Genomic DNA, 22,533 nt, shown 5'->3' with positions numbered 1-22,533 from the left:
GCGCCAATCACAGCTAGATGCCCATCTTCTTCTTGGTCACCTTGGTCGGCATCGCCTCCAGCGGGTTATCCGGCCAGTAGTGACGGGGATAACGCCCCTTCATCTCTTTTTTTACCAGCTCGTAGGAACCGGCCCAGAAGGCGGCGAGATCGGCGGTGATCTGCAGCGGCCGCTGGGCCGGCGAGAGCAGCTCCACCACCAGCGCCACACGGCCGTCGGCCACGCAGGGGGTGGTGCCTTGCCCGAACATCTCCTGAATGCGCACCGGGATAACAGGCGCCTGACCCGGCTGATAGCGAATGCGCACCCGGCTGCCGGTCGGCGCCGTGAAGTGGCTCGGCAGCGCCTCGTCCAGCCGTCTGGGCAGCGGCCAGGGCAGGGATTGACGCAAGATGTCGTTGAGGTTGAGCCGCTTCAGCTGCTCCAGCCGGGTCATGCCGCTCAGGGCAGGCAACAACCACTCTTCCAGCCGGGCCAGTAGGCTTTCGTCGTCCATGGCGGGCCAGCCGTCATCCGGCAGCCAGTCGCGGGCGCAGCGCAGACGGGCCAGCAGCCCTTCGCAGTGCTCATCCCAGGGCAGCACATGCAACCCCTTGCGGCGGATCCCCTGCAGCAGGCAGCGCCCCTTCTGCTCATCGGAGAGCTCGGTCAGCGGCCGCTGGCTCAGCACCAGCTCGCCGATCACCTGCTGACGCTCGGCCCGCACCCGCTCCTCCCGTTCGTCCCAGTCGAACCACTGGCGCTCGCTCACCAGCTCCGGCAGCTGGCGCGCCAGCTCGTCCAGCTCCACCGGCTCGGCGATGAAGATGCGGCTGCCACGATCGTTCTGCCCCATCTCGATGGCGATCAGGGCCCCTTGTCCCTGACATGGGTGACCTTCTACCAGATCGCAGCTCACCCCACCACTGAGTTGATAGCGGCTGCCGCTGCGCAGCTTGCCGATCCGATCCGGCCAGGCGAGGGCGCACAGCAGTCCCAGCCACTGCCCCTGTGCCTGACGTTGTGACGCGCCAGACCTGACACCGAGGCGCTCGAACCAGCGGGCCGCCCCCTGCCGCAGGGCGCCAAGCCGGCGGTGAAACAGCACTGAGAGACGTTCAGATCCTCGCAGATCTTCTTCCAGCAGCGCCACCAGGAAAGCAGCATCGGCGACAATCCCTGTCAGACCCTCGGCCTCCAACGCGCGGGCCCGCAGCAGCATGCGCGCCAGCCGGGGATGAGTGCCGAAGGCCGCCATGGCACGGCCGGCGGGAGTAAGTTGTTGCTCACCTTCGGGCGCCATGGCGCCCAGGCTGACCAGCAGCCGCTGGGCGCTGGCCACGGCGGCGGCGGGGGGCATGTCCAGCAGTGGCAAGCTCTCCACCCTGGCGCCCCACTGGGCGGCGTCCAGCAGCAGGCCGGTCAGCTCCTGGGTCAGTATGTCCGGCGGACTCTGCTCGGCGAGACGCTCCTGCACCTCGCCGCTCCAGAGCCGGTAGCAGACGCCGGGGCCGAGCCGGCCGGCGCGGCCCGCCCGCTGGGTGGCGGAAGCCCTGGCGATCTGGCGGGTCTCCAGACGGGTGACGCCGCTTTTCAGATCAAAGCTGGCGCGCCGCTCCAGCCCGCTGTCGATGACCATGTGTATGCCCTCTATGGTGAGGGAGGTCTCCGCCACATTGGTGGTGAGCACCAGCTTACGGCGGCCCGCAGGTGCCGGCTCGATGGCGGCCTGCTGCGCCGCCATGTCGAGGCGCCCATAGAGCGGAGCGAGGCGCACGTCATCCGGCAACCGTCCCTCCAGCCACTGGGCAAGCCGTTCTATCTCCCCCTGCCCCGGCAGGAATACCAGGGCGCTGCCGGCACAGCTGGCCAGCGCCTCCAGCACGACGGCGCCGACTTGTGGCTCCAGCCACTGCTGGCGATTGATGGGGCGATAGTGATAGTCGATGGGAAAACCGCGCCCCTCGGAACGGATCACCGGGGCGTCCGGCAACAGGGCCTCCAGCGCCATGCCATCCAGGGTGGCGGACATGATGAGCAGCTTGAGATCGTCCCGCAGCCCCTGCTGGCTCTCGATGGCAAAGGCCAGAGCGGTATCGGCGTGCAGGCTGCGCTCGTGAAACTCATCGAAGATGACGAGCGACACGCCCGCCAGCTCGGGATCCTGCTGCAGCATCCGGGTCAGCACCCCCTCGGTGACGATCTCGAGTCGGGTCCGGGCACTGGTGCGACTCTCGCCCCTTACCCGCAGGCCGATGCGCTCGCCCACTTGCTCCCCCAGCTGACGGGCCAGAAAGCCGGCTATGTTGCGCGCCGCCAGACGACGAGGCTCCAGCATGATGATGCGACCTGGCAGCCGGTTCTGGCGGACCAGCTCCAGCGGCAGCAGGGTCGACTTGCCCGCGCCGGGCGGCGCCTGCAGGATCACGCTGGCATGGCTGTCGATGGCGGCAAACAGCGCCGGCAACACGGACACTATGGGGAGTTGGGACAAAGCGACGAGCACCTTCTGTGATGACCTTAAAAACGGCGCCCATTCTGCCATAGCATCCGCCACCACCGTGAGCAGATGTCGCCAGCGAGACATAACCACCACGGCTGCCATAGAATGGGGGCCATGTCATGAGCGTAAAAAGGCACACTCCCCAGAAATGGCCAAACTCTTCTTTGCCCTGCCCCTGCACCGGCTCGCCACCGAGCTGATCGACTGGCGTGACCAGCGCCCCTGGCCGGGCCAGCCGGTCCCCGAAGCCAACCTCCACCTGACGCTGGCCTTTCTCGGTGAAGCCGATCAGGTCACCACTGCCCGCCTGATGGCCGCCGCCGAGCGGCAGCACTGTCCGCCGCTGACCATCAGGCTGGATGAGACCGGCTGGTTCAGCCGTGCCAAGGCGGCCTGGGTGGGACCGGGTGACTGGCCGAACGAGCTGAACGTGCTGGCCAGGGCGCTGCGCCGCCACGGCGAGAAGCTGGGGCTTGGCAACGGCGAGCAGGGCTATCGTCCCCACGTCACCCTGTCGCGCAAGGCGAGCGAGGCGCCCGACACCTTGCCGGCGCCGGATTTTTTGCTGCACGCGGATCACTTCTGCCTCTATCAATCCATTGCCACCCCGGACGGGGTTCGCTATGAGCCGCTCGCCTGCTGGCCCCTGCGCGCCAGAGAGAAGATGGCGTCGTGACAGTCGCTCGGCCTCGCTTCCTGCCTATAAAAGAGAGAACAGCATCATGATTTTCGATCCCCCCCTGCAATCCGGGCAGCTCATCTCCCGCTACAAGCGCTTCCTGACCGATGTGCTGCTCGACAACGGCGAGCAGATCACCATCCACTGCGCCAATACCGGCGCCATGACCGGCTGCGCCGAGCCGGGCACCCGGGTCTGGTACTCCACCTCCGACAACCCCAAGCGCAAGCTGCCCCACAGCTGGGAAATCGCCGAGAGCCCGGCGGGTCACTTCATCTGCGTCAACACGGCGCGCGCCAACCAGATAGCCCGCGAGCTGATCGAACAGGGAGCGCTGGCCCCGCTCGCCGGTTACGCCAGGCTGCGCACAGAAGTGAAATACGGCGAAGAGAACAGTCGCATCGACCTGCTGCTGGAGGATGACCACAGGCCATCATGCTACATAGAGGTGAAATCCGTGACCCTGCTCGATGAGCGGGAGCAAGCCGGCATGGGCTACTTCCCCGATGCGGTCACCAGTCGTGGCGCCAAGCATTTGCGTGAATTGATGGCCATGAAGGCGGCAGGGCACAGAGCCGTGCTGCTATTTATGGTTTTGCACTCCGGAATAGTGAGAATGCGCCCTGCAGCACACATAGATCCGCACTATAGTCTGCTTATTGAGCAAGCAATTGCGGCAGGGGTTGAAATTTTATGCTATCGACCCCATGTTGGGGTGCAGAGCATGGTGGCCCAAGATTTTATCCCGTTTGAATCTTGTCACCTGCTACCCGAGGGCAGCGAATAAATGTTGGGATGGGTAACATAATTGGTACGGCTTGTTTGCCTACGCGTTACCCTTCTGCTATAGATGTCGCCCTCAATTTATGGATGGCACGGGTAGCGTGCTGAATTAGGAGACAGGGCATGCCAACAGGCGAAAACAGGAAATCTCTGGGCCCCCTGGCCATTGCGGGTGTGGCGCCTTACCAGGAAAAACCGGGTGAGGAGTACATGAATGACCAACAAAAGGCACATTTTCGCAAGATCCTGGGAGCCTGGCGCAACCAACTGATGCAGGAAGTTGACCGCACCGTTGACCACATGAAGGATGAGGCAGCCAACTTTCCGGATCCCGTGGATCGCGCCGCGCAAGAAGAAGAGTTCGCTCTCGAATTGCGTACCCGCGACCGTGAACGCAAGCTGATCAAGAAGATCGAGAAGACCTTGGTGCTGCTTGAAGACGATGACTTCGGTTACTGCGAGCATTGCGGTATCGAGATCGGTATCCGTCGTCTGGAAGCCCGTCCGACAGCCGACCTCTGTGTCGACTGCAAGACACTCGCTGAAATCAAGGAAAAACAGATGGCCGGTTGATACCGACCACTGGCATAACTGAAAAAAGGGAGCTTGCGAGCTCCCTTTTTTATTGAGCTTTTGGTCTGGGCGTCCCAGAATGCAGCCTCAATGAATCGCTTGCCCTGATTGCCATGCCCGTGAATACAGTCCCGTCACCCCAGACTCGCCCCTATACAGGTCGCTTTGCCCCCTCCCCGTCAGGCCCGCTCCATTTTGGCTCCCTGATTGCGGCGCTCGGCAGTTTCTTGCAGGCCAGGGCGCAACAGGGACGCTGGCTGGTGCGGATTGAAGACATAGATCCGCCGCGGGAGATGGCCGGTGCCGCCCCGCTCATACTGCAGACATTGGCGGCCCATGGCCTGGAGTGGGATGGGGAAGTGATGTACCAGAGCCGGCGTCATGGTCGTTATGACGAGATCATCGGGCAGCTCTATCAGGCTGGCGATCTCTACTGGTGCCGCTGTACCCGGCGCGAGATCATGGCGGGCGGCGGCTTGTACCGTGGCCACTGTCGCGATCTTGGTCTCGGGGCCGAGGGATGCGCCGCCCGGCTGCGCCAGCACCATCCGGTCTACCATTTCGAGGATGGGTTGCAGGGCCGCATTGCGGTTCCTGCGGCGCTGGCCGAAGAGGACTTCATCATACGCCGCCGGGATGGCCTCTACGCCTATAACCTGGCGGTGGTGGTGGATGACATGGACAGCGGCATCACCGAGATAGTGCGCGGTGCCGATCTGCTGGAGCCCACGGTGCGCCAGGTTGCCCTCTACCAGACGCTGGGGGCCAGCGTACCCGCCTGGGTGCACCTGCCACTGGCTGTGCTGGCGGATGGCCACAAGCTGTCCAAGCAGAACCATGCGCCGGCACTGGCGCTGGACGAGGTCAGGCCGGCCCTGTGGCAGGCGCTGCACTTTCTCGGCCAGTGCCCGCCCCCCGAGCTGATGGCGAGCCGTATTGACGAGATCATCGGCTGGGGCATTGCCCACTGGCGGCTCGACCGGGTTCCAGCCAGAGAGAAGATCAGCCTGGAACAGGGAACACCGGGCCTTGCATTGGGTCAGGCCTGAGCGCGCTGACATGGACAACACAGTTTTTTGGTTAGCCAAGCCTGAACTTTTTGAATGAACCACATCGTTTTTCATTTGGTCAGGCCTGAGCTATGATAGGCCGCTATTTTTTGGCCTCCCGTCAATTTGAAGTCATGAAGAGGTGTACCATTTTTTCCCAGATCGCAAACTTTTGCCGCAAGGTGCTCGGCAAGGAAGACGGCGAGCAGTCGGTGGAGTCTCCCATCCCGGCCCACGTAACCGGGCAACGCCGTACCTTAAGCCGTGACCAGCACCCCATCTCGCGCAAAGAGATCAGCGAGAATGCGCTCAAGGTGCTCTATCGCCTGAACAAGGGTGGCTATGATGCCTACCTGGTCGGCGGGGGTGTCCGGGATCTGCTGCTCGGGAAGACGCCAAAGGATTTCGACATCGCTACCAACGCGACGCCGGAGCAGATCAAGGCGCTGTTCAGCAACTGCCGCCTGATCGGCCGCCGCTTCCGCCTGGCCCACATCGTCTTTGGTCGTGACGTGATCGAAGTGGCCACCTTCCGGGGTCACCACCATCAGGTCAATACCAGCAAGCATGTGTCGGCCCAGTCTGATGAAGGCATGCTGCTGCGCGACAACGTCTACGGCACCATAGAAGAGGATGCCGAGCGTCGCGATTTCACCGTCAACGCCCTCTATTACAGTGCCAGGGATTTCACCCTGCACGATTTCGAGGGCGGCATCGAGGACCTCGCCCAGCGCAAGCTGGAGCTGATCGGCGACCCCGAGACCCGCTATCGCGAGGATCCGGTGCGCATGCTGCGCGCCGTGCGTTTCGCCGCCAAGCTGGACATGACCATAAGCCCGCGCAGTGCCGCCCCCATCAAAGAGCTGGCATCCCTGCTGCAGGACATCCCCGCCGCCCGCCTGTTTGAGGAGACCCTCAAGCTGTTCCTGGCTGGCGATGGCCTGGCGACCTACAAGCTGATGCGCGAATACGGGCTGTTCCAGCCGCTGTTCCCGCAGGTGGCCGCCCTGTTCACGCCCCACGGTACCTCGCCGTTCGAGCAGTTCATCGAACTGGCGCTGCTCGATACCGACACCCGGGTGCGGGCAGACAAGCGAGTCACCCCGGCCTTCCTCTACGCCACCCTGCTGTGGGGCTGTGTCGAAGCCCGCGCCCGCGTGCTGGAAAACGAGAGCGGCCTGCCCTGGCACGACGCCTTCATGCTGGCCATCAACGAGGTGCTGGACAACCAGGTGCGGATCATCGCCGTACCGCGCAGGTTCACCACGGATGTGCGCGACATCTGGGCCCTGCAACAGCGACTGACCCGCCGTCAGGGTCGTCACCCCGAGCGGGCCATGGAGCACCCGAAATTCCGCGCCGCCTACGACTTCCTGTTGCTGCGCAACCGGGTCGAGCGCGGCCTCGGCGAGCTCGCCAGCTGGTGGGAACGCTACGTGGAGTCCAATCCGGACGTGCGCCCGCAACTGCAACGGGAAGCGACCCGGGGCGGTGAACGCGCACCTGCGACCGACGAAAAGCGCAGCGGTAACAGCAACAGCCGCAACCGTCGTCGCCCCCGTCGTCGCAAGCCGAAAGCGGCCGAGTAATGACCGAGGTCTTCGTTGCCATCGGCTCCAATCTGGCTGACCCGCTCGGCCAGGCCCGCCGCGCAGTGGTCGCACTGGCGGCGCTGCCGGAGTCCGAGTTGCAACAGGCCTCCTCGTTTTACAGCAGTCGCCCCATGGGCCCTGCGGATCAGCCGGACTACGTCAATGCCGTGGTGCGGCTGAACACCCGGCTCGGCCCCCTGGCCTTGCTGGATCAACTGCAAAAAATCGAGCTGGAACAGGGACGTGTGCGCAAGGATGAACGTTGGGGCCCCAGAACCCTGGATCTCGATCTGCTGCTCTATGGCGATCGGATCATCAGGCATGAGCGCCTCGTCGTTCCCCATTACGGCATGAAGGAGCGGGAGTTCGTGCTGCTGCCCCTTGCCGAGATTGCGCCCGCTCTGGTGCTGCCCTGCGGCACCCCGCTCGCACAACTGGTTGCCCGCTGCCCGCACAATGATCTTGCCATCATTGCCCCCGTGGCAGCACTTGGGGAACCCTGATGAGCAGAGCCATCGACGCCCTTGTGATCCTCACGGACACACGCGGCGAGTAGGAGCAACGTTATGAGCAAGATCACCACCGCCAGCCTGCTGAAGATGAAGCAGGAAGGGCAACGCATCACCGCCATCACCGCCTATGATGCCAGCTTCGCCAAGCTGTTCGACGACGAGGGCGCCCACGTGCTGCTCATCGGCGATTCGCTGGGCATGGTGTTGCAGGGGGGCCAGGACACGCTGGCGGTCAGCATGGATGAGATGGTCTATCACACCCGTTGTGTGGTGCGCGGCACCACCAATGCGCTGGTGGTGACCGACATGCCGTTCATGAGCTATGCCACCCCGGATCAGACCTACCAGAACGCCGCCCGGCTGATGGCCGCCGGTGCCCGCATGGTGAAGATGGAAGGGGGCGACTGGCTGTGTGACAGCATTCGCCACCTGACTCGCAATGGCGTGCCTGTCTGTGGCCACCTCGGCCTCACCCCGCAATCCGTCCATGTGTTTGGCGGCTTCAAGGTGCAGGGGCGCGACGAGTTCCAGGCCCAGGAGATCTACCGCCAGGCGCTCTGCCTGCAGGAAGCCGGCATCCAGATGCTGGTGCTCGAGTGCGTGCCGGTCGCCCTGGCCGAGCGCATCACCAAGGCACTGCGCATCCCGGTGATCGGCATAGGTGCCGGTCCCGCCACCGATGGCCAGATCCTGGTGATGCACGATGCCTTCGGCATCACCTCGGGTTACGTGCCCAAGTTCACCAAGAACTTCCTGGCCGAAACCGGCGACATGCATGCCGCCATCCGGCTCTATGTGCAGCAGGTGAGCGAGGGCACCTTCCCCGGCCCCGAACACTGCTTCAACTGATCCGGCGGTATGGATGAGAGCGGGGGCACAGGCCCCCGTTTCGCCATCCCTTTCCCGCCGATGCAACCCGTTTCCTCTGTTTGATATTTCCGAAGGTGAACTGCCGATGTTGGTCGTTAACAATCCTGCCGCTCTGCGTGAACAGATCGGCCAATGGCGCCGTGAAGGGCGTGCCATCGCATTCGTGCCCACCATGGGCAACCTGCATCAGGGACACCTGACCCTGGTGAAAGAGGCGCACAGCCACGCCGAGAAGGTGGTGGTCAGCATCTTCGTCAACCCCATGCAGTTCGACAAGGCGGAGGATCTCGTCAACTATCCGCGCACCCTGGAGCAGGATTGCGCCGCGCTGGAGAGCGCCGGCGTGGATCTGGTGTTCACCCCGACCCCGGAGATCATGTATCCGCAGGGGTTGGCCAGCCAGACCTTCGTCGAGGTGCCGGGTCTCTCCGGCCTGCTGGAAGGGGCGCTGCGTCCTGGGCACTTCCGCGGTGTCAGCACCGTCGTCACCAAGCTGTTCAACCTGGTGCAGCCTGACGTGGCCTGCTTCGGCCAGAAGGATTACCAGCAGCTGGCACTCATTCGCAAGATGGTGGCCGACATGGCCATGCCCATCGAGATCGTCGGCGTGCCCACGGTGCGGGCCGAGGACGGGCTGGCACTGTCGTCGCGCAACGGCTATCTGACCGCTGCCGAGCGGGCGCTGGCCCCCGAGCTGGCACGCACCATGAACTGGATCGCCGGAGAGATTGAAGCGGGGGATCACCACCTGCCCTCCCTGGTGGCGCAGGCCAGCCAGCGCCTCGACAACGCCGGTTTTCGCACCGATGCCATCGACATCGTCGATGCCGTGACCCTGGAATCCGCCACCGAGCAAAGCCAGCAACTGGTGATCCTGATGGCGGCCTATCTCGGCAAGGCCCGCCTCATCGACAACCGCGTGGTCACGCTTCAGCAAGCCTGAATCAGCCACAACCAGGAGAGTCTCATGTCCAAGAAGGTTTATTGCATCGCCCAGTTCCTGCCCAAGCCCGGTCAGGAGCAGGCCCTGTTTCAGGTGCTGCAGGCCCTCGAGCCCAATACCCTGCGCGAAGATGGCTGTCTGCAGTATCGGGTGACCCGCCACATCGCCAGTCCGTTTGCCGAAGGGGAGAGCTTCCCCATCGTCTTCAACGAGATCTGGCAAGATATGGCCAGCTTCGAGGCCCACTGCCAGCGCGCGGAAATCAAAACCTTCTTCGAACGTTACTGCCTGGCCGATGAGGGGCTGGCCGCCAAGTGGAACGTCTGTGTCTATAGCGACGAACCCGAGCAGTACGACGCCCCCGTAAAGAAGTAATTCCCCTGATTGCCAGCGGACGCCCCTTCGGGCGTCCGCTGCTTTTTCACGCCCGCGATCCGGCGTTTTTCCTTGCGACCCTGCTCGCACCCTCTGCTCTCTCTGTCCACAATCGGCCCTGACGGCCGCTACAGGTGTTTATTTATGTTTACCTTGTTTGCTTCCTTGCTCTTCTGTCTGCTCTGTTTCGCCCTGACCCGGCTGCCCGCCGGGGTGCCGCTGTCGCGCAAGGTGCTCGCCGGTCTGGTGCTGGGGGGGCTGTTTGGCCTCGGTCTGCAACTGGGCTGGGGCGCCGATGATGCCGGTGTCCAGCAGACCCTGGAGTGGGTCAATATCGTCGGAGGCGGCTATGTCAGCCTGCTCAAGGTGGTGATGATGCCGCTGGTGTTCACCTCCATTCTCTCCGCCATCAACAAGCTGGAACAGGCCCAGTCTCTCGGCAAGATCAGCGCCCTGCTGATTGGCACCATGCTGACCCTGGTGATGATTGCCGGTCTGGTGGGGATGACCATCACCCACCTGAGCGGCCTCACCGCCGAGGGGTTGCTGAGCCACGGCAGCGACAGCGCCGCCCTGCAACAGAGCATGAGCACCATCGACAGCGCCCAGACCCTGCCCGCCCTGCTGCTCTCGCTGGTCCCCACCAACTTTGCCGCCGACATGGCGGGTAGCCGCACCCTCTCTGTGATCGGGGTAGTGATCTTCACCGTGCTGGCCGGGGTTGCCCTGCTGCAGATGAAGGCGGAGCACCCGCAGGCCGGTGCCCGCGCCGCCGTGGCCATAGATACCCTGCAGTTGTGGGTGATGAAGATGGTGCGGGTGGTGATTGCGCTCACCCCTTATGGCGTGATGGCGCTCATCGCCCGGGTGGTGGCCCACTATCCCCTGAGCGAGATCCTCAATCTGCTCGGCTTTATCCTGGTCTGCTACGTCGCCATTCTGGCGATGTTTGCGGTACACATGGTGATCCTGCTGCTGATCGGCCAGAACCCGCTGCACTATCTGCGGGAAGTGTGGGGCGTACTCACCTTCGCCTTTATCTCCCGCAGCAGCGCCGCCTCCATCCCCCTCAGCATAGAGACCCAGCAGCGCCTTGGCGTGCCCAGCAGCATAGCCAACTTTGCCGCATCGTTTGGTGCCAATCTGGGTCAGAATGGCTGTGCCGGCATCTACCCGGCCATGATGGTGGCTATGATTGCCCCCATGCTCGGCATCAATCCGTTTGATCCCCTGTTCCTGCTGACCCTGCTGCCGGTGATTGCGCTCGGCTCCATCGGGGTGGCGGGCGTCGGCGGTGGCGGCACCTTCGCCGCGCTGATCGTGCTCTCCACCCTCAACTTCCCCATCGCGCTGGTGGGGGTGATGATAGCCATAGAGCCGCTGGTGGACATGGGCCGTACCGCCCTCAACGTCAATGGCTCCATCATGGCGGCTATGATCACCAAGCGGTTGCTGGGCAAACAACAGCTGGCCAAAGTGGAGACGGTGCAGACGCTGGAACAGCCGCAGGCCGCCAGCTAACCCTGTACACCACGCCATATGAGAGAAGCCCGCAATGGCGGGCTTCTTCGTTTCAGCGGTGTTGCCCCTGTTGGCAGGACATATTTACTCGGCGGTGACGGGGTAACCTGCGCCTTTCCAGGCGAAGATGCCGCCCGGCACCCGATAGACCTGTTGATAGCCCTGGGTCACGGCCCAGGCGGCGGCGTTGTGGCTGCGGCCACACTTGACGAAACCGCAGTAAATCACCACGGGGCGGGTCTTGTCGTCCCCCAGCAGCGCCTGGAACTGTTCAGGTGTACCGCTCCCCTCCACGATCTGGCTCCAGTTGTCGCCTGACTTGGCCTCTTTCACGAAGACGAAGTTCTTGGCCCCAGGGATGTGCTCCTTCTTGAAGGCGTCCTCATAGGGCATGGTATCGATGATCACCAGCTCCTCCCCCTTGTCCATCCGGGTCTTCAGCTCGGCCACGGTCAACAGCTGATAGCCCCCCTGCTGGACCTCCTGGGCAAGCTGCACCGCCACCTGCTCCAGCTTGGTCTCCTGCTCGAACTGATTGTCACCGCAGCCACTCAGGGCAAAGCTGGCGGCGATCAGCGAGGCAACCAGGGTGCGGGATCGCAATCTCATCATGTCACTACTCCTTGCTAACGATTGAAACGGGGCGGGAGAGTCGCAGCAGGGCGCCCGCGAGCGTCAGTAGCAGCAGATCCCGCACTATGGCCTGTGGCAGCGAGCCGAGATCGGCACGGCCCAGACAGCCACAAGCGATGTCGAGCCCGATGGCGACGCCATAGCCCAACACCGGAATAAACAGGGCCAGCAGCGCCATCACCAGCCAGAGCCCCCAGCGCCGGTTGGCGATCACCGCCAGCCCGGCGCAGAGCTCAAGCGCGATCAGCCCCCAGGCAACCGCCGGGATCAGCGACGACCAGATCAGGCCGAAGGCACCGATCTGCTCGATAAACAACGCCGGGGATGCCAGCTTGAAAGCCGCCGAGGCCACGAAGAATCCCCCCAGGGCCAGGTTGGCCAGCATGCGCAAATACGCGGACATGGGCTACCTCTTTATAGAGAGAGATAGATTCTAACCCTTCCCGACTGAGTCGCAATGAGTTCGACGGCGGCTCACGCCACTGTTTTCATTTTTTGCAAGGCAACGCAGAAATAAACGGGGCGCCCGCATGGACGCCCCGTTTTGAGTAGGACTCAGTGCCGCAGCCCGGTGCCGCGGGAGATGAGCCACCAGGCCAGACCGTATAGGGCCACGATGAAGCCGATGATGATGAGGTAGGCGGTGCCGAGCGGCACGTCCGAGATGCCGAGGAAGCCGTAACGGAACGCGTTCACCATGTAGATGATGGGGTTCACCTGGGAGACCCCCTGCCAGAAGGGGGGCAGCAGGCTGATGGAGTAGAAGACCCCGCCCAGGTAGGTGAGTGGCGTCAGCACGAAGGTGGGAATGATGCTGATGTCGTCGAAGGTCTTGGCAAACACGGCGTTGATGAGGCCGCCCAGCGAGAAGAGGATAGCGGTCAGCAGCACGGTGAAGCAGACGCTGAACAGGTGGTGGATCTGCAGCGGCACGAAGAACAGCGACACCAGGGTGACGATGAGGCCGACGCAGAGGCCGCGGGCCACGCCGCCACCCACGTAACCGGCGATGATGACGTAGTTGGGCACAGGCGCTACCAGCAGCTCCTCCACGTTGCGCTGGAACTTGGCGCTGAAGAAGGAGGAGGCGACGTTGGAGTAGGAGTTGGTGATCACCGACATCATGATGAGGCCGGGCACGATGAACTCCATGTAGCTGAAGCCCCCCATGTCACCGATGCGCGAACCTATGAGGTTGCCGAAGATGACAAAATAGAGGCTCATGGTGATGGCGGGCGGCACCAGGGTCTGGATCCAGATCCGAGTGAAGCGGCTCACTTCCTTGGCCAGAATGCTCTTGAAGGCGATGTAATAAGTGGTCAGATTCATGCTTTTCTCCCCTCCTCGACCAGGCTGACGAACAGCTCTTCCAGCCGATTGGCCTTGTTGCGCATGCTCAGTACCTGCACCTGCTGGCCCGACAGCTGCTCGAACAGGCTGTTGAGGGACTGGCTCTTGTCCAGATCCACCTCCAGGGTGCGCTCGTCCTGCATGCGGCCGTTGAACTCGGGCACGTTCGGCACGGCGGAGCCCGGTGCCAGATCCAGCATGAAGGTCTCGCGGCTCAGCTTGCCGAGCAGCTTCTTCATGCTGGTGTTTTCAATCAGCCGGCCCTTGTCGATGATGCCTATGTTGCGGCACAGCATCTCGGCCTCTTCCAGATAGTGAGTGGTGAGTATGATGGTAACCCCCTGCTCGTTGAGCTCCTTGAGGAAGGTCCACATGGAGCGGCGGATCTCGATATCCACCCCGGCGGTCGGTTCGTCCAGGATCAGCAGTCTGGGCTCGTGCATCAGGGCGCGGGCTATCATCAGCCGGCGCTTCATGCCGCCGGAGAGGGTGCGGGCCGGCATGTCGCGCTTGTCCCACAGATCGAGCTGGCGCAGGTACTTCTCGGCGCGGATCTTGGCTTCGGCCCTGGGCACGCCGTAGAAACCGGCCTGATGGATGACGATCTGGCTCACCTTCTCGAACTGGCTGAAGTTGAACTCCTGCGGCACCAGGCCGAGCTGGGCCTTGGCCTGCTCCAGCTGGTTGTCTATGTCGTAGCCGAACACCTTCACCTTGCCGGCGCTCTTGTTCACCAGCGAGCTGATGATGCCTATGGTGGTGGACTTGCCTGCCCCGTTGGGGCCGAGCAGGGCGAAGAAATCCCCCTGCTTGACGGTCAGATCTATGCCTTTAAGGGCTTCGACGCCCCCCTGATAGGTCTTTTTCAGGCCGCTGATTTCCAGTGCGTTCATTGCAACCCCTGTGATGGCGGATCCCATCTCGATACAGAAAAGGCGGCCGGGGCCGCCTTGCAGACAAAAAATGGCGCTCGGCCACCCCGCCCGTGATATTCCTGGACCTTGCTTACTCTTGCGGTACTACCTTGCCGATGAACGGCAGGTTGCGGTACTTCTGGGCGTAGTCGATACCACAACCCACCACGAATTCGTCCGGAATGGAGAAACCGATCCAGTCCACCGGCACCTGCACCTCGCGGCGGGACGGTTTGTCCAGCAGGGTGCAGATGGCGAGGGATTTAGGCTCGCGCAGTGACAGGATTTCACGCACCTTGTTGAGGGTGTAGCCGGTGTCGATGATGTCCTCGACGATCAGCACGTCCTTGCCCTTGATGTCGTCATCCAGATCTTTGAGGATGCGAACGTCACGGGTACTGCGCATGCCGGAGCCATAGCTGGAGGCGGTCATAAAATCCAGGGTGACGGGCAGCGGGGTCTGGCGGCACAGGTCGGCCAGGAAGACGCAGGAGCCACGCAGCAGGCCAATCATGACCACTTCGTCAGAACCCTGATAACGGGCGGTGATCTCTTCACCCAATTTGGCGATCCGGGCGGCCACGTCGGCCTCGGAGATCATCACCTCGACGGTGTGTTTCATCACTTACTCCCTCATGGCCAAAGGGGATTTGGCCGTTCATTAACGTCAAAACCGAGGATTCTACCATCCAAGCCGAGAGGCGTCAGGCATACGTGATGCTTTTATCGGCTTATTTTAATTGATAGAGTTAGCAGGCCCTCGGGCATTATCGGTGACAATACTATAAACACCATAATCAATAACTATTAGATGAAAAAACTATGGAACCACGCGCAGAAATAAGACGTCGAACCCGGCTTTCTCCGGAAGCTCGTCGCAATCAATTGATGGAATGTGCCATCGAGGTGTTTTCCCGTCGCGGCATAGGCCGTGCGGGTCACGCCGAGATAGCAGAACAGGCCAAAGTCTCGGTAGCTACCGTGTTCAACTATTTCAACACCCGCGAAGAGCTGGTGGATGAAGTGTTGGCCGAGATCGAACGTTTCGTTCACCAGATGCTGGAACAGGCCTATACCGGCCAGGGTCCGATCAACGACAGCATTCGCCGTCACGTGAAGCTGTTTGTCGATGCCGCCTACGATCAACCCGACCACGCCAGCATCTGGCTGGAGTGGAGTTCGTCGGTGCGGGAAGAGGTCTGGCCCCGTTATGCCAAGCTGCTGGACAAGGCATTGGAGCGCATCGCGCCCCATTTGCAACGCGCCATGGATGCCGGTGAGATCCGGAGTGTGCTGTCCGCCCAGGACCTGGCCCGCTCCCTGACCGGTTTTGGTTACGTCATGATGCAGATGATCAATCAGCCACAACGCCCGTCCCGGGAAGATGTGACCGATTTTCTGTTCAAGTACGTGACGGCCCCCATCCAGGCCGCATAACCCGCCTCGTGAATGACAAGCGGCGCCAGACTGTTCAGGTCGGCGCCGCTTTTGTTTGTCCGTTTGCGGCCGGTTCAGCCTCTGTTGCGAGAGACAGCCAGCAAGGTGATGCACCACAGGTCAGGAATTGGCGTAACCCCAGCGGCTGGTCAGCGCGTGCTCGACCCCGAGGTGATCCAGGATCCGCGCCACCATGAAGTCCACCAGATCCTCGATGCTTTTCGGCTCATGATAGAAACCGGGCGCGGCCGGCATTATGGTCACACCAAGTCTTGCCAGTTTCAGCATGTTCTCCAGATGGATGGCGGAGAAGGGGCTCTCGCGGGGCACCAGGATCAGCTGGCCGCGCTCCTTGATCACCACATCCGCCGCCCGCTCCAGCAGGTTGTCGGAGGCGCCGTTGGCGATGGCCGACACGGTTCCCATGGAGCAGGGGCACACCACCATCTGTTTCGGCGCCGCCGACCCCGAGGCCACCGGCGAGAACCACTCCTCCTTGCCGCAGGCCACTATCTGACCCTCTTTGGCGCCGTACTGGCGACAGAGATGGGCGGAGAGCTCCCTGGGTGAGCCCGGCCACTCCTGCTGCTGCTCTGTCTTGAGCACCACGCGGGCGGCGGAGGAGGCCAGCAGATAGACCCGATAGTCCGCCTGCACCAGACACTCAAGCAGGCGCAGGGCGTAAGGGGCGCCGGAGGCGCCGGTCAGCGCCAGGGTGACGTGTTTATTCATGCGGGCCTCTGTGAACCTGAAAACCAAAGCGGACTCATCAAGGGCGTCATAGTTGACCGTGATAATCCTTGAGGCGGGCGATCAACTTGTCATGAATGCCGCCGAAGCCGCCGTTGCTCATGATCAGAATATGATCGCCATCGCGACACTCGGCCACCAGCCGGTTGATCAGGGTCTCCAGATCGTTGAACACCTTGGCCGGTCGGCTCATGTGAGCCGTCACCTCGCCGAGATCCCAGCCAATATTGGGCGGCTGGAAGAAGAACACCTCGTCGGCACCGTCGAAGCAGCCGGCCAGCTCCTCCTTGTGCACCCCCAGCTTCATGGTGTTGGAGCGCGGCTCCAGCACCGCCAGGATGCGGGCCTTGCCCACCTTGGCGCGCAGACCGCCGAGGGTGGTCTCGATGGCAGTCGGGTGGTGGGCAAAGTCGTCATAGATGCTGATGCCTGCCACCTCACCCTTGAGCTCCATCCGCCGCTTGGGGGACTTGAACTGGCAGAGGGCGGCTATGCCGTGCTCCACCATGACACCGGCGTGACGGGCGGCGGCGATGGCCATCAGGCCGTTGTTGACGTTGTGCTCGCCGATACACTCCCAGTGCACCTCGCCCTGCTTCTGCCCATCCAGCCACACCTCGAAGGCGGAGCCGTCGTCGGCCAGCTTGACCGCCTTCCACTTGGCGTCGTCCTGACCCACCAGCTCCACCTCGCTCCAGCAGCCCATCTTGCGCACCGCGGTGAGGTTGTCATCGGCCTGCGGGAACAGCACCCGGCCGTTGCGCGGCACGGTACGCATCAGGTGGTGGAACTGGCGCTGGATGGCGGCCAGATCCGGGAATATGTCCGCGTGATCGAACTCCAGGTTGTTCATCACCAGGGTGCGCGGATGGTAGTGGACGAACTTGGAGCGCTTGTCGAAGAAGGCGCAGTCATACTCGTCCGCTTCGATGACGAAGAAGGGGGCGGAACCGAGACGGGCGGAAACCGGGAAGTTGCCCGGCACGCCGCCGATGAGGAAACCTGGCTCCAGCTTGGCGTATTCGAGCACCCAGGCCAGCATGCTGGCGGTGGTGGTCTTGCCATGGGTGCCCGCCACGGCCAGCACCCAGCGATCCTGCAGCACATGCTCCAGCAGCCACTGGGGGCCTGAGATGTAGGGCAGATTGCGATCCAGCACATATTCCACGCAGGGATTGCCACGACTCATGGCATTGCCGACCACCACCAGATCCGGCGCCGGATCGAGCTGGGACGGGTCATAGCCCTCGGTCAGCTCTATGCCCTGTTGCTCGAGCTGGGTACTCATGGGGGGATAGACGTTGGCATCCGAGCCTGTGACTCGATAACCAAGCTGTTTTGCCAACACCGCCAGACCACCCATGAAGGTGCCGCAGATCCCGAGGATGTGAATGTGCATACCGCTGCCTTTTCCAGTAAAGGGAGTGCGCATTCTAGGGTCTGTTGAGGTTTGGTCGCAAGCCGCGGGCGTGACGAGACGTCAATCGACCCAGACAAGCGGGCCGCCATTTGACCGACCCGGGCAGCACGGCATCAGCCAGGGCGGTCACAGTGCCCTTGAAATATGGTCATTTGACGCGACATCGCTATAATATCGGCCTGCAAACTTGACTCCAACACTGAAGGAAACGTCATGAGCCTGAACCTGGTACCGGCTGGCAAGAGCCTGCCCGACGACATCTACGTCATCATCGAAATCCCGCAGAATGCCGACCCGATCAAATACGAAGTCGACAAGGACAGCGGTGCCATCTTCGTTGATCGCTTCATGTCGACCCCTATGTTCTACCCGTGCAACTACGGTTACGTGAACGCCACCCTGTCTCTGGATGGTGATCCGGTCGACGTTCTGGTTCCGACTCCCTACCCGCTGCTGGCCGGCTCCGTCATTCGCTGCCGCCCGGTCGGCGTGCTGAAGATGACCGACGAATCTGGCGAAGATGCCAAGATCGTGGCCGTGCCGCACTCCAAGCTGACCAAGCAGTACGACCACATCAAGGATGTGAACGATCTGCCCGAGCTGCTGCGCGCCCAGATCCAGCACTTCTTTGAGCGCTACAAAGAGCTGGAAGCGGGCAAGTGGGTCAAGGTGGAAGGTTGGGGCGACAAGGCTGCTGCCGAAGCCGAGATCGTTACCTCTGCCGAGCGTTACGCTGCCAAGTAAGCGTACCCTCGCAAAAAAGGCGCCTCAGGGCGCCTTTTCTATTGGCTGTTGCGGGCGCTGACCCGGCGTCACACCACTGGGATCCCCCTGGATATAGATGTCACGGCCATCCTGCCGATAGGGCCGGTAATAGTCGCCACCGCAGCGATAACCCCCGCCCTGCTCACTCATCAGCTCGCAGTTGACCGGCAACACCTCCAGCCACTTGATGGCCTGCTGGAAACGCAGCCACTCCTGCCATTCATGCTCCCGCGCCAGCTTGTCCCGCAGGGCAAAGGTATCCGCGCTGGACATCCCCTTGTTGACGATCACCTGGCCCGCCGCCGCAGGCAAGGCGGCCAACAGCAACAACAGCAGTGGAATTCGCTTCATGACGGTTTCCTGTATGACTTATTTCCAGAATTAAATTTAAAGTCTTATCAAACTGTTACCCAGATCATCAAAACTAAGCTCATCCAAATCCGGCCGGCTCACCTAGTTGTTTATTATCACCCCGAGCAGGATGCACATCATGAAACTGGCACAAGGTCTGTTGTTGAGTCTAGTGTTCGCATCCACGGTCGGCGCCAACGAAGTCAACCTGAGCTGGCAGTGGCAGTCTGCCGACGGCCAGCAGAAGCACCTGCAGCTCAATGCGGACGAGCGCATCATGTCCGCCAGCCGCCACCAGATGACCCAGCTCGATGCCTCTCTCAACTATCCGCTGGAAACACTCTACTCCTACATAAGCCCGCGCCTTTACAACAGCATCAACCTGATCAACCAGACCAGTCCCGAAACCGCCACCAAGTTTCGCAATCTGGAGCAGGCCTTCACCCTGCACGACGACAGCATGGAGTCGACCCTCTTCTGGCAGGCCTACCAGCAATATCAGGAAGATGCCTTCTACCAGATGCGGGTGGTGCCCTGCGTGCATCCGGCCAATCGCAAGCTGCCCTGTGTACGCCCCAACTACTCCCAGCTGTTCTACCAGTTCAAGGGCGACCTCAGGCCCCTGGCGAAGCAGTTTTCCGCCAAGGATCTGGCCACCAGCGTCGGCCTGCTGCAGGAGTGGCTGAGCGCCATCCCCACGCCTCCCGAGCAGATGGATCACTTCGCCCCGCCCCTGCAGGCCTTGCAGGACAACAAGGCCGACAGCGACGAGAAGGCACTGCTGATGGCAAGCCTCTTGGCCGAGCTGGCACCGCAATACATGCTCAGCATCATATACCCCAACATCAGCATCGGCAGCGTCTCGCCAGCCTGGCTGGCCATCACGGCCGACAGCGGCCTGAAGGGCGATACCCTGATGATCGGCAATCAGCGCCACGTCTTGCTGACCGGCTCGCCCCTGCTGGCCCAGCAGATGACCATGGCCAAGATCCCGCTGATCAGCGAACCCTTGTATTGAGCCACGTCCGCCATGCCAGTTGAACCGCAACCGGTTCAACTGAAGCACACTCCTCAAACCAGTTGATAACTAATTGATTTTTATCGACTGCGTGCCATCCTAGCCGCCTTTGCCAGCCGCTGTCTGCGCTGGCGGGCGGCCCGCTCGGCTCATTCGCGAGCTTATTTAACACTTTTTAAACAGATCCGATCAGTTTAGGATGAGTTCTGCCCCATTCCCTCAAGTGAAAAATCGTTATAACATAACAAAAGGAGTGTCATCAGGATGAAACATCTCGTACTTACTCTGGCGCTGCTGCCAACACTGGTCATGGCTCACAACATCAAGGAGTCTGCCCAGGTGCCGCTGGTCAACATCAGCGACAAGGGTGAGCTGGTACTGCAAGAGAAAGCGGTCAGCTACCAACCCTGGCAAAGCAAGGTACTGACTGGCAAAGTCTTTCTGATCCAGCACATCGCGGGTCGCTCCAGTGCCAAGGAGCTGAACGCCCCCATGATCGAGGCGATCAAGGCGGCCAAGCTGCCCCACGACAAGTACCAGACGGTCACCATCATCAACAGCAATGACGCCATCTGGGGCACCTCCGGCTTTGTGAAGAGCAGTGCCGAAGATAGCAAGAAAGAGTTCCCCTGGTCCGCCATGGTACTGGATGCCAAGGGCATGGCCCGCAATGCCTGGGATCTCGCGCCGGAAAGCTCGGCCATCATACTGCTGGATAAAGAGGGCAAGGTGCTGTTTGCCAAAGATGGCCAGCTCGATGCCAACAACATTGCTACCGTGATGGGGCTCATCCAGTCCCATCTCTAAGTCAGAGAGAAGGGGTGCTGATGGCGCCCCTTTCATAAGGGTCTATGGGTCGTTTCAAGCTGAAAATCTGGTTGTTGCTGCTGGGCTGGTTGTGGTTGCAACCGGCGCTGGCACAACACCCGCTGGAAGCCGATCTGCCCGGTCATAGCCACACTTGCGTCCTCTGCGCCCTCCATCTCGATGGCAAGCTGGCACTGACGCCCAACTTGCCCATCCCAGTCCCGCATGTGGTCATCGGCAAGCTAGCTGATATCGCCTTGCCCGCCATCGATTCCACCCCTTCAGGCCAGTGCCGCATTCGTGCCCCGCCTCACTTTCATTGCTTCTCCCACTGAACATTTCTCTTATCAATTGTTTCAAAAGGATTAACGATGAAAGCAGTCACACTGTTACTGGCGGCAGCCGCCTTTGGCGTGCAAGCAAATCACGACGAGCATGAGAGTCACGGCCACGGCGCCCACGAGCACGGCCACGGCCACCTCAACCTGGTGCTCGATGGCAACCAGTTGATGCTCGAGCTGCAGGCTCCCGCCGCCGATCTGGTAGGCTTCGAGCACGCCGCCAAGAGCGACGAGGAGAAGGCGCAATACGCCAAGGCCATGGCTCAGCTCAAGCAAGCCGATACCCTGTTTCGCTTCGACCCGGCGGCCGGCTGCAAGCTGACCCAGCAGGAACTCAATGCGGCCAAGGAAGATCATGATCACGACCATGACCATGACCATGAAAAGGCTGGCAGCAGTCATGATGACCACCACCATGATGATGCGGGTCACGCCGATGTGGGCGCCATGTATACCTACACCTGTGAGGCTCCGACCAAGCTGACCGGACTGGAAGCCACCCTGTTCAGCGTCTATCCGAGCCTGGAAAAGCTGAGCGTGCAGGGCATACTGCCCACCGGCCAGACTGCGGCCGAGCTGACCCCATCCGCCAACAAGCTGAGCTGGTAACACCATGAAAAAAGCCGTGGTTGAGATCCGCGATCTGGCCTTCGCCTGGCCGGATCACGAGCCTGTACTCGATCTGCCAGCCCTCACCATCGGCGAGGGGGAGCGGGTCTTCATCAAGGGGCCATCGGGCTCCGGCAAGTCGACCCTGCTTGGTTTGCTTGCCGGGATCCAGACCGCCAACCACGGCACCCTGGACGTGCTGGGCCAGCCATTGGCCCGGCTCTCCGGCCGTGCCCGTGACCACTTCCGGGCGGCCAATCTGGGTTATATCTTCCAGCAGTTCAATCTGCTGCCATTTTTATCCGTGCTGGACAACGTCACCGCCGCCCTCACCTTCTCACCCGAGAAACGGGCTCGTCTGCAGGGAAGTCCCGAGCAGGAGGCGCGCCGCCTGCTGGCGGAGCTGCAACTGCCGGCCGAGGCGCTGCACAGACCCGTCCACGCCCTCAGCATAGGCCAGCAGCAGCGGGTGGCCGCCGCGCGGGCGCTGATAGGCTCGCCACCGCTGGTGATCGCCGATGAACCCACCTCGGCCCTGGATACCGACAACCGGGCCGCCTTCATCAAGCTGTTGTTCGAGGAGTGCGACAAGCAGGGGTCGACTCTGATCTTCGTCAGTCACGATCCCTATCTCGAGCCGCTCTTTCCGCGAGTGGAGAATCTGCAACTGCTCAACCGGAGGGCCATATGCTGAATCCCAATAGCTGTGCCATCTACCCGACCAGACCCGCACCAGAGGGTGCATCCCAGCCACAACAC

The 22,533-nt window shown here is 61.9% G+C and carries 26 protein-coding genes; 17 read left to right on the top strand and 9 right to left on the bottom strand.

What is annotated here, in order from left to right; genetic code table 11:
* Positions 1 to 13: 13 nt before the first annotated feature.
* The gene (gene hrpB / locus ACM3N8_RS15625; protein WP_290023024.1) at positions 14 to 2,473 is read right to left on the bottom strand and encodes an ATP-dependent helicase HrpB; all 2,460 of its coding nucleotides are present in this window, start codon (positions 2,471 to 2,473) and stop codon (positions 14 to 16) included.
* A 157-nt stretch (positions 2,474 to 2,630) separates the two neighbouring features.
* On the opposite strand from hrpB, the gene thpR reads away from it, so the two are divergent.
* The 10 genes from thpR to ACM3N8_RS15575 all read left to right on the top strand — a co-directional run bounded on the left by thpR (position 2,631) and on the right by ACM3N8_RS15575 (position 11,379).
* Positions 2,631 to 3,158, top strand: coding sequence for an RNA 2',3'-cyclic phosphodiesterase (thpR, locus tag ACM3N8_RS15620; protein WP_290023023.1), 528 nt, complete (start codon positions 2,631 to 2,633; stop codon positions 3,156 to 3,158).
* A gap of 46 nt (positions 3,159 to 3,204) precedes the next feature.
* Complete coding sequence (gene sfsA, locus ACM3N8_RS15615; RefSeq protein WP_098982476.1) at positions 3,205 to 3,948, top strand: DNA/RNA nuclease SfsA; 744 nt, start codon at positions 3,205 to 3,207, stop codon at positions 3,946 to 3,948.
* Positions 3,949 to 4,067: 119 nt separating this feature from the next.
* The gene (dksA, locus tag ACM3N8_RS15610) at positions 4,068 to 4,517 is read left to right on the top strand and encodes an RNA polymerase-binding protein DksA (protein ID WP_033137830.1); all 450 of its coding nucleotides are present in this window, start codon (positions 4,068 to 4,070) and stop codon (positions 4,515 to 4,517) included.
* Positions 4,518 to 4,630: 113 nt separating this feature from the next.
* The gene (gene gluQRS, locus ACM3N8_RS15605; protein ID WP_290023021.1) at positions 4,631 to 5,566 is read left to right on the top strand and encodes a tRNA glutamyl-Q(34) synthetase GluQRS; all 936 of its coding nucleotides are present in this window, start codon (positions 4,631 to 4,633) and stop codon (positions 5,564 to 5,566) included.
* A 134-nt stretch (positions 5,567 to 5,700) separates the two neighbouring features.
* The gene (gene pcnB, locus ACM3N8_RS15600; RefSeq protein ID WP_052159080.1) at positions 5,701 to 7,155 is read left to right on the top strand and encodes a polynucleotide adenylyltransferase PcnB; all 1,455 of its coding nucleotides are present in this window, start codon (positions 5,701 to 5,703) and stop codon (positions 7,153 to 7,155) included.
* On the top strand, positions 7,155 to 7,661 hold the full coding sequence (folK, locus tag ACM3N8_RS15595; protein WP_043138779.1) for a 2-amino-4-hydroxy-6-hydroxymethyldihydropteridine diphosphokinase: 507 nt from the start codon (positions 7,155 to 7,157) through the stop codon (positions 7,659 to 7,661). The genes pcnB and folK overlap by 1 nt, the downstream gene beginning before the upstream one ends.
* A gap of 63 nt (positions 7,662 to 7,724) precedes the next feature.
* A complete protein-coding gene (panB, locus tag ACM3N8_RS15590) occupies positions 7,725 to 8,519 on the top strand; it encodes a 3-methyl-2-oxobutanoate hydroxymethyltransferase (protein ID WP_043138776.1) in 795 nt (264 codons plus the stop codon).
* A 106-nt stretch (positions 8,520 to 8,625) separates the two neighbouring features.
* Positions 8,626 to 9,483, top strand: coding sequence for a pantoate--beta-alanine ligase (gene panC / locus ACM3N8_RS15585; RefSeq protein WP_241280812.1), 858 nt, complete (start codon positions 8,626 to 8,628; stop codon positions 9,481 to 9,483).
* Positions 9,484 to 9,507: 24 nt separating this feature from the next.
* The gene (locus ACM3N8_RS15580) at positions 9,508 to 9,858 is read left to right on the top strand and encodes a putative quinol monooxygenase (protein ID WP_241326494.1); all 351 of its coding nucleotides are present in this window, start codon (positions 9,508 to 9,510) and stop codon (positions 9,856 to 9,858) included.
* A gap of 144 nt (positions 9,859 to 10,002) precedes the next feature.
* A complete protein-coding gene (locus ACM3N8_RS15575) occupies positions 10,003 to 11,379 on the top strand; it encodes a cation:dicarboxylate symporter family transporter (RefSeq protein ID WP_416016303.1) in 1,377 nt (458 codons plus the stop codon).
* Between the two features lie 84 nt (positions 11,380 to 11,463).
* On the opposite strand, the gene ACM3N8_RS15570 is transcribed toward ACM3N8_RS15575, so the two are convergent.
* The 5 genes from ACM3N8_RS15570 to hpt form a co-directional block, all read right to left on the bottom strand.
* Complete coding sequence (locus tag ACM3N8_RS15570; RefSeq protein WP_416016302.1) at positions 11,464 to 11,991, bottom strand: rhodanese-like domain-containing protein; 528 nt, start codon at positions 11,989 to 11,991, stop codon at positions 11,464 to 11,466.
* 4 nt (positions 11,992 to 11,995) lie between these two features.
* Positions 11,996 to 12,415 carry a MauE/DoxX family redox-associated membrane protein gene (locus tag ACM3N8_RS15565; RefSeq protein ID WP_416016301.1) on the bottom strand — a complete coding sequence of 140 codons (420 nt, stop codon included), beginning with the start codon at positions 12,413 to 12,415 and terminating at the stop codon, positions 11,996 to 11,998.
* 152 nt (positions 12,416 to 12,567) lie between these two features.
* Positions 12,568 to 13,341 carry an ABC transporter permease gene (locus ACM3N8_RS15560; protein ID WP_042869444.1) on the bottom strand — a complete coding sequence of 258 codons (774 nt, stop codon included), beginning with the start codon at positions 13,339 to 13,341 and terminating at the stop codon, positions 12,568 to 12,570.
* Complete coding sequence (locus tag ACM3N8_RS15555; protein WP_042869446.1) at positions 13,338 to 14,255, bottom strand: ABC transporter ATP-binding protein; 918 nt, start codon at positions 14,253 to 14,255, stop codon at positions 13,338 to 13,340. Before ACM3N8_RS15555 ends, ACM3N8_RS15560 begins: the two co-directional genes overlap by 4 nt.
* Before the next feature lie 112 nt (positions 14,256 to 14,367).
* Complete coding sequence (gene hpt, locus ACM3N8_RS15550) at positions 14,368 to 14,898, bottom strand: hypoxanthine phosphoribosyltransferase (protein ID WP_043138763.1); 531 nt, start codon at positions 14,896 to 14,898, stop codon at positions 14,368 to 14,370.
* A 200-nt stretch (positions 14,899 to 15,098) separates the two neighbouring features.
* On the opposite strand from hpt, the gene ACM3N8_RS15545 reads away from it, so the two are divergent.
* On the top strand, positions 15,099 to 15,713 hold the full coding sequence (locus tag ACM3N8_RS15545) for a TetR/AcrR family transcriptional regulator (RefSeq protein WP_043138760.1): 615 nt from the start codon (positions 15,099 to 15,101) through the stop codon (positions 15,711 to 15,713).
* A 120-nt stretch (positions 15,714 to 15,833) separates the two neighbouring features.
* Here ACM3N8_RS15545 and ACM3N8_RS15540 read toward each other — a convergent pair whose 3' ends face one another.
* Positions 15,834 to 16,445 (bottom strand): flavin prenyltransferase UbiX, encoded by a 612-nt coding sequence (locus ACM3N8_RS15540; RefSeq protein ID WP_065403774.1) that lies wholly within the window; start codon positions 16,443 to 16,445, stop codon positions 15,834 to 15,836.
* 46 nt (positions 16,446 to 16,491) lie between these two features.
* Positions 16,492 to 17,862 (bottom strand): UDP-N-acetylmuramate:L-alanyl-gamma-D-glutamyl-meso-diaminopimelate ligase, encoded by a 1,371-nt coding sequence (gene mpl, locus ACM3N8_RS15535; RefSeq protein WP_290019467.1) that lies wholly within the window; start codon positions 17,860 to 17,862, stop codon positions 16,492 to 16,494.
* A 234-nt stretch (positions 17,863 to 18,096) separates the two neighbouring features.
* Between mpl and ppa the strand changes: the two genes are divergently transcribed.
* Positions 18,097 to 18,627, top strand: coding sequence for an inorganic diphosphatase (gene ppa / locus ACM3N8_RS15530; RefSeq protein WP_042869457.1), 531 nt, complete (start codon positions 18,097 to 18,099; stop codon positions 18,625 to 18,627).
* Positions 18,628 to 18,651: 24 nt separating this feature from the next.
* Here the strand turns inward: ppa and ACM3N8_RS15525 are convergent, their stop codons facing one another.
* Positions 18,652 to 19,014 (bottom strand): hypothetical protein, encoded by a 363-nt coding sequence (locus ACM3N8_RS15525; RefSeq protein WP_370464966.1) that lies wholly within the window; start codon positions 19,012 to 19,014, stop codon positions 18,652 to 18,654.
* 124 nt (positions 19,015 to 19,138) lie between these two features.
* Here ACM3N8_RS15525 and ACM3N8_RS15520 point away from each other — a divergent pair, with 124 nt between their 5' ends.
* The 5 genes from ACM3N8_RS15520 (at position 19,139) to ACM3N8_RS15500 (ending at position 22,468) form a co-directional block, all read left to right on the top strand.
* Entirely contained in the window at positions 19,139 to 20,017 is an 879-nt protein-coding gene (locus ACM3N8_RS15520; protein ID WP_043138746.1) for a hypothetical protein, read from the top strand.
* A gap of 264 nt (positions 20,018 to 20,281) precedes the next feature.
* The gene (locus ACM3N8_RS15515) at positions 20,282 to 20,824 is read left to right on the top strand and encodes a YtfJ family protein (protein ID WP_043138743.1); all 543 of its coding nucleotides are present in this window, start codon (positions 20,282 to 20,284) and stop codon (positions 20,822 to 20,824) included.
* Positions 20,825 to 20,868: 44 nt separating this feature from the next.
* A complete protein-coding gene (locus tag ACM3N8_RS15510; RefSeq protein WP_416016300.1) occupies positions 20,869 to 21,159 on the top strand; it encodes a hypothetical protein in 291 nt (96 codons plus the stop codon).
* Between the two features lie 36 nt (positions 21,160 to 21,195).
* Positions 21,196 to 21,774 (top strand): DUF2796 domain-containing protein, encoded by a 579-nt coding sequence (locus tag ACM3N8_RS15505; RefSeq protein ID WP_274453475.1) that lies wholly within the window; start codon positions 21,196 to 21,198, stop codon positions 21,772 to 21,774.
* Between the two features lie 4 nt (positions 21,775 to 21,778).
* Positions 21,779 to 22,468, top strand: coding sequence for an ABC transporter ATP-binding protein (locus ACM3N8_RS15500; RefSeq protein ID WP_043138734.1), 690 nt, complete (start codon positions 21,779 to 21,781; stop codon positions 22,466 to 22,468).
* Positions 22,469 to 22,533 lie beyond the last annotated feature (65 nt).

The sequence above is a fragment of the Aeromonas sp. A04 genome (assembly GCF_047780465.1).
GTDB lineage: Bacteria > Pseudomonadota > Gammaproteobacteria > Enterobacterales > Aeromonadaceae > Aeromonas > Aeromonas bestiarum.
The sequence above is the reverse complement of the archived record's forward strand: the minus strand, read 5'-3'. Positions and strand labels throughout refer to the sequence as shown.

What these genes read in the sequence shown, in the direction of transcription:
- folK (WP_043138779.1), top strand. Translation starts at nt 7,155, where the DNA reads ATGACCGAGGTCTTCGTTGCCATCGGCTCCAATCTGGCTGACCCGCTC.
- ACM3N8_RS15565 (WP_416016301.1), bottom strand. Translation starts at nt 12,415, where the DNA reads ATGTCCGCGTATTTGCGCATGCTGGCCAACCTGGCCCTGGGGGGATTC.
- ACM3N8_RS15570 (WP_416016302.1), bottom strand. Translation starts at nt 11,991, where the DNA reads ATGATGAGATTGCGATCCCGCACCCTGGTTGCCTCGCTGATCGCCGCC.
- ACM3N8_RS15500 (WP_043138734.1), top strand. Translation starts at nt 21,779, where the DNA reads ATGAAAAAAGCCGTGGTTGAGATCCGCGATCTGGCCTTCGCCTGGCCG.
- ACM3N8_RS15540 (WP_065403774.1), bottom strand. Translation starts at nt 16,445, where the DNA reads ATGAATAAACACGTCACCCTGGCGCTGACCGGCGCCTCCGGCGCCCCT.
- thpR (WP_290023023.1), top strand. Translation starts at nt 2,631, where the DNA reads ATGGCCAAACTCTTCTTTGCCCTGCCCCTGCACCGGCTCGCCACCGAG.
- ACM3N8_RS15575 (WP_416016303.1), top strand. Translation starts at nt 10,003, where the DNA reads ATGTTTACCTTGTTTGCTTCCTTGCTCTTCTGTCTGCTCTGTTTCGCC.
- dksA (WP_033137830.1), top strand. Translation starts at nt 4,068, where the DNA reads ATGCCAACAGGCGAAAACAGGAAATCTCTGGGCCCCCTGGCCATTGCG.
- panB (WP_043138776.1), top strand. Translation starts at nt 7,725, where the DNA reads ATGAGCAAGATCACCACCGCCAGCCTGCTGAAGATGAAGCAGGAAGGG.
- ACM3N8_RS15545 (WP_043138760.1), top strand. Translation starts at nt 15,099, where the DNA reads ATGGAACCACGCGCAGAAATAAGACGTCGAACCCGGCTTTCTCCGGAA.
- hpt (WP_043138763.1), bottom strand. Translation starts at nt 14,898, where the DNA reads ATGAAACACACCGTCGAGGTGATGATCTCCGAGGCCGACGTGGCCGCC.
- ACM3N8_RS15560 (WP_042869444.1), bottom strand. Translation starts at nt 13,341, where the DNA reads ATGAATCTGACCACTTATTACATCGCCTTCAAGAGCATTCTGGCCAAG.
- ACM3N8_RS15515 (WP_043138743.1), top strand. Translation starts at nt 20,282, where the DNA reads ATGAAACATCTCGTACTTACTCTGGCGCTGCTGCCAACACTGGTCATG.
- ppa (WP_042869457.1), top strand. Translation starts at nt 18,097, where the DNA reads ATGAGCCTGAACCTGGTACCGGCTGGCAAGAGCCTGCCCGACGACATC.
- ACM3N8_RS15520 (WP_043138746.1), top strand. Translation starts at nt 19,139, where the DNA reads ATGAAACTGGCACAAGGTCTGTTGTTGAGTCTAGTGTTCGCATCCACG.
- sfsA (WP_098982476.1), top strand. Translation starts at nt 3,205, where the DNA reads ATGATTTTCGATCCCCCCCTGCAATCCGGGCAGCTCATCTCCCGCTAC.
- mpl (WP_290019467.1), bottom strand. Translation starts at nt 17,862, where the DNA reads ATGCACATTCACATCCTCGGGATCTGCGGCACCTTCATGGGTGGTCTG.
- ACM3N8_RS15510 (WP_416016300.1), top strand. Translation starts at nt 20,869, where the DNA reads ATGGGTCGTTTCAAGCTGAAAATCTGGTTGTTGCTGCTGGGCTGGTTG.
- gluQRS (WP_290023021.1), top strand. Translation starts at nt 4,631, where the DNA reads ATGCCCGTGAATACAGTCCCGTCACCCCAGACTCGCCCCTATACAGGT.
- ACM3N8_RS15580 (WP_241326494.1), top strand. Translation starts at nt 9,508, where the DNA reads ATGTCCAAGAAGGTTTATTGCATCGCCCAGTTCCTGCCCAAGCCCGGT.
- ACM3N8_RS15555 (WP_042869446.1), bottom strand. Translation starts at nt 14,255, where the DNA reads ATGAACGCACTGGAAATCAGCGGCCTGAAAAAGACCTATCAGGGGGGC.
- panC (WP_241280812.1), top strand. Translation starts at nt 8,626, where the DNA reads ATGTTGGTCGTTAACAATCCTGCCGCTCTGCGTGAACAGATCGGCCAA.
- pcnB (WP_052159080.1), top strand. Translation starts at nt 5,701, where the DNA reads ATGAAGAGGTGTACCATTTTTTCCCAGATCGCAAACTTTTGCCGCAAG.
- ACM3N8_RS15505 (WP_274453475.1), top strand. Translation starts at nt 21,196, where the DNA reads ATGAAAGCAGTCACACTGTTACTGGCGGCAGCCGCCTTTGGCGTGCAA.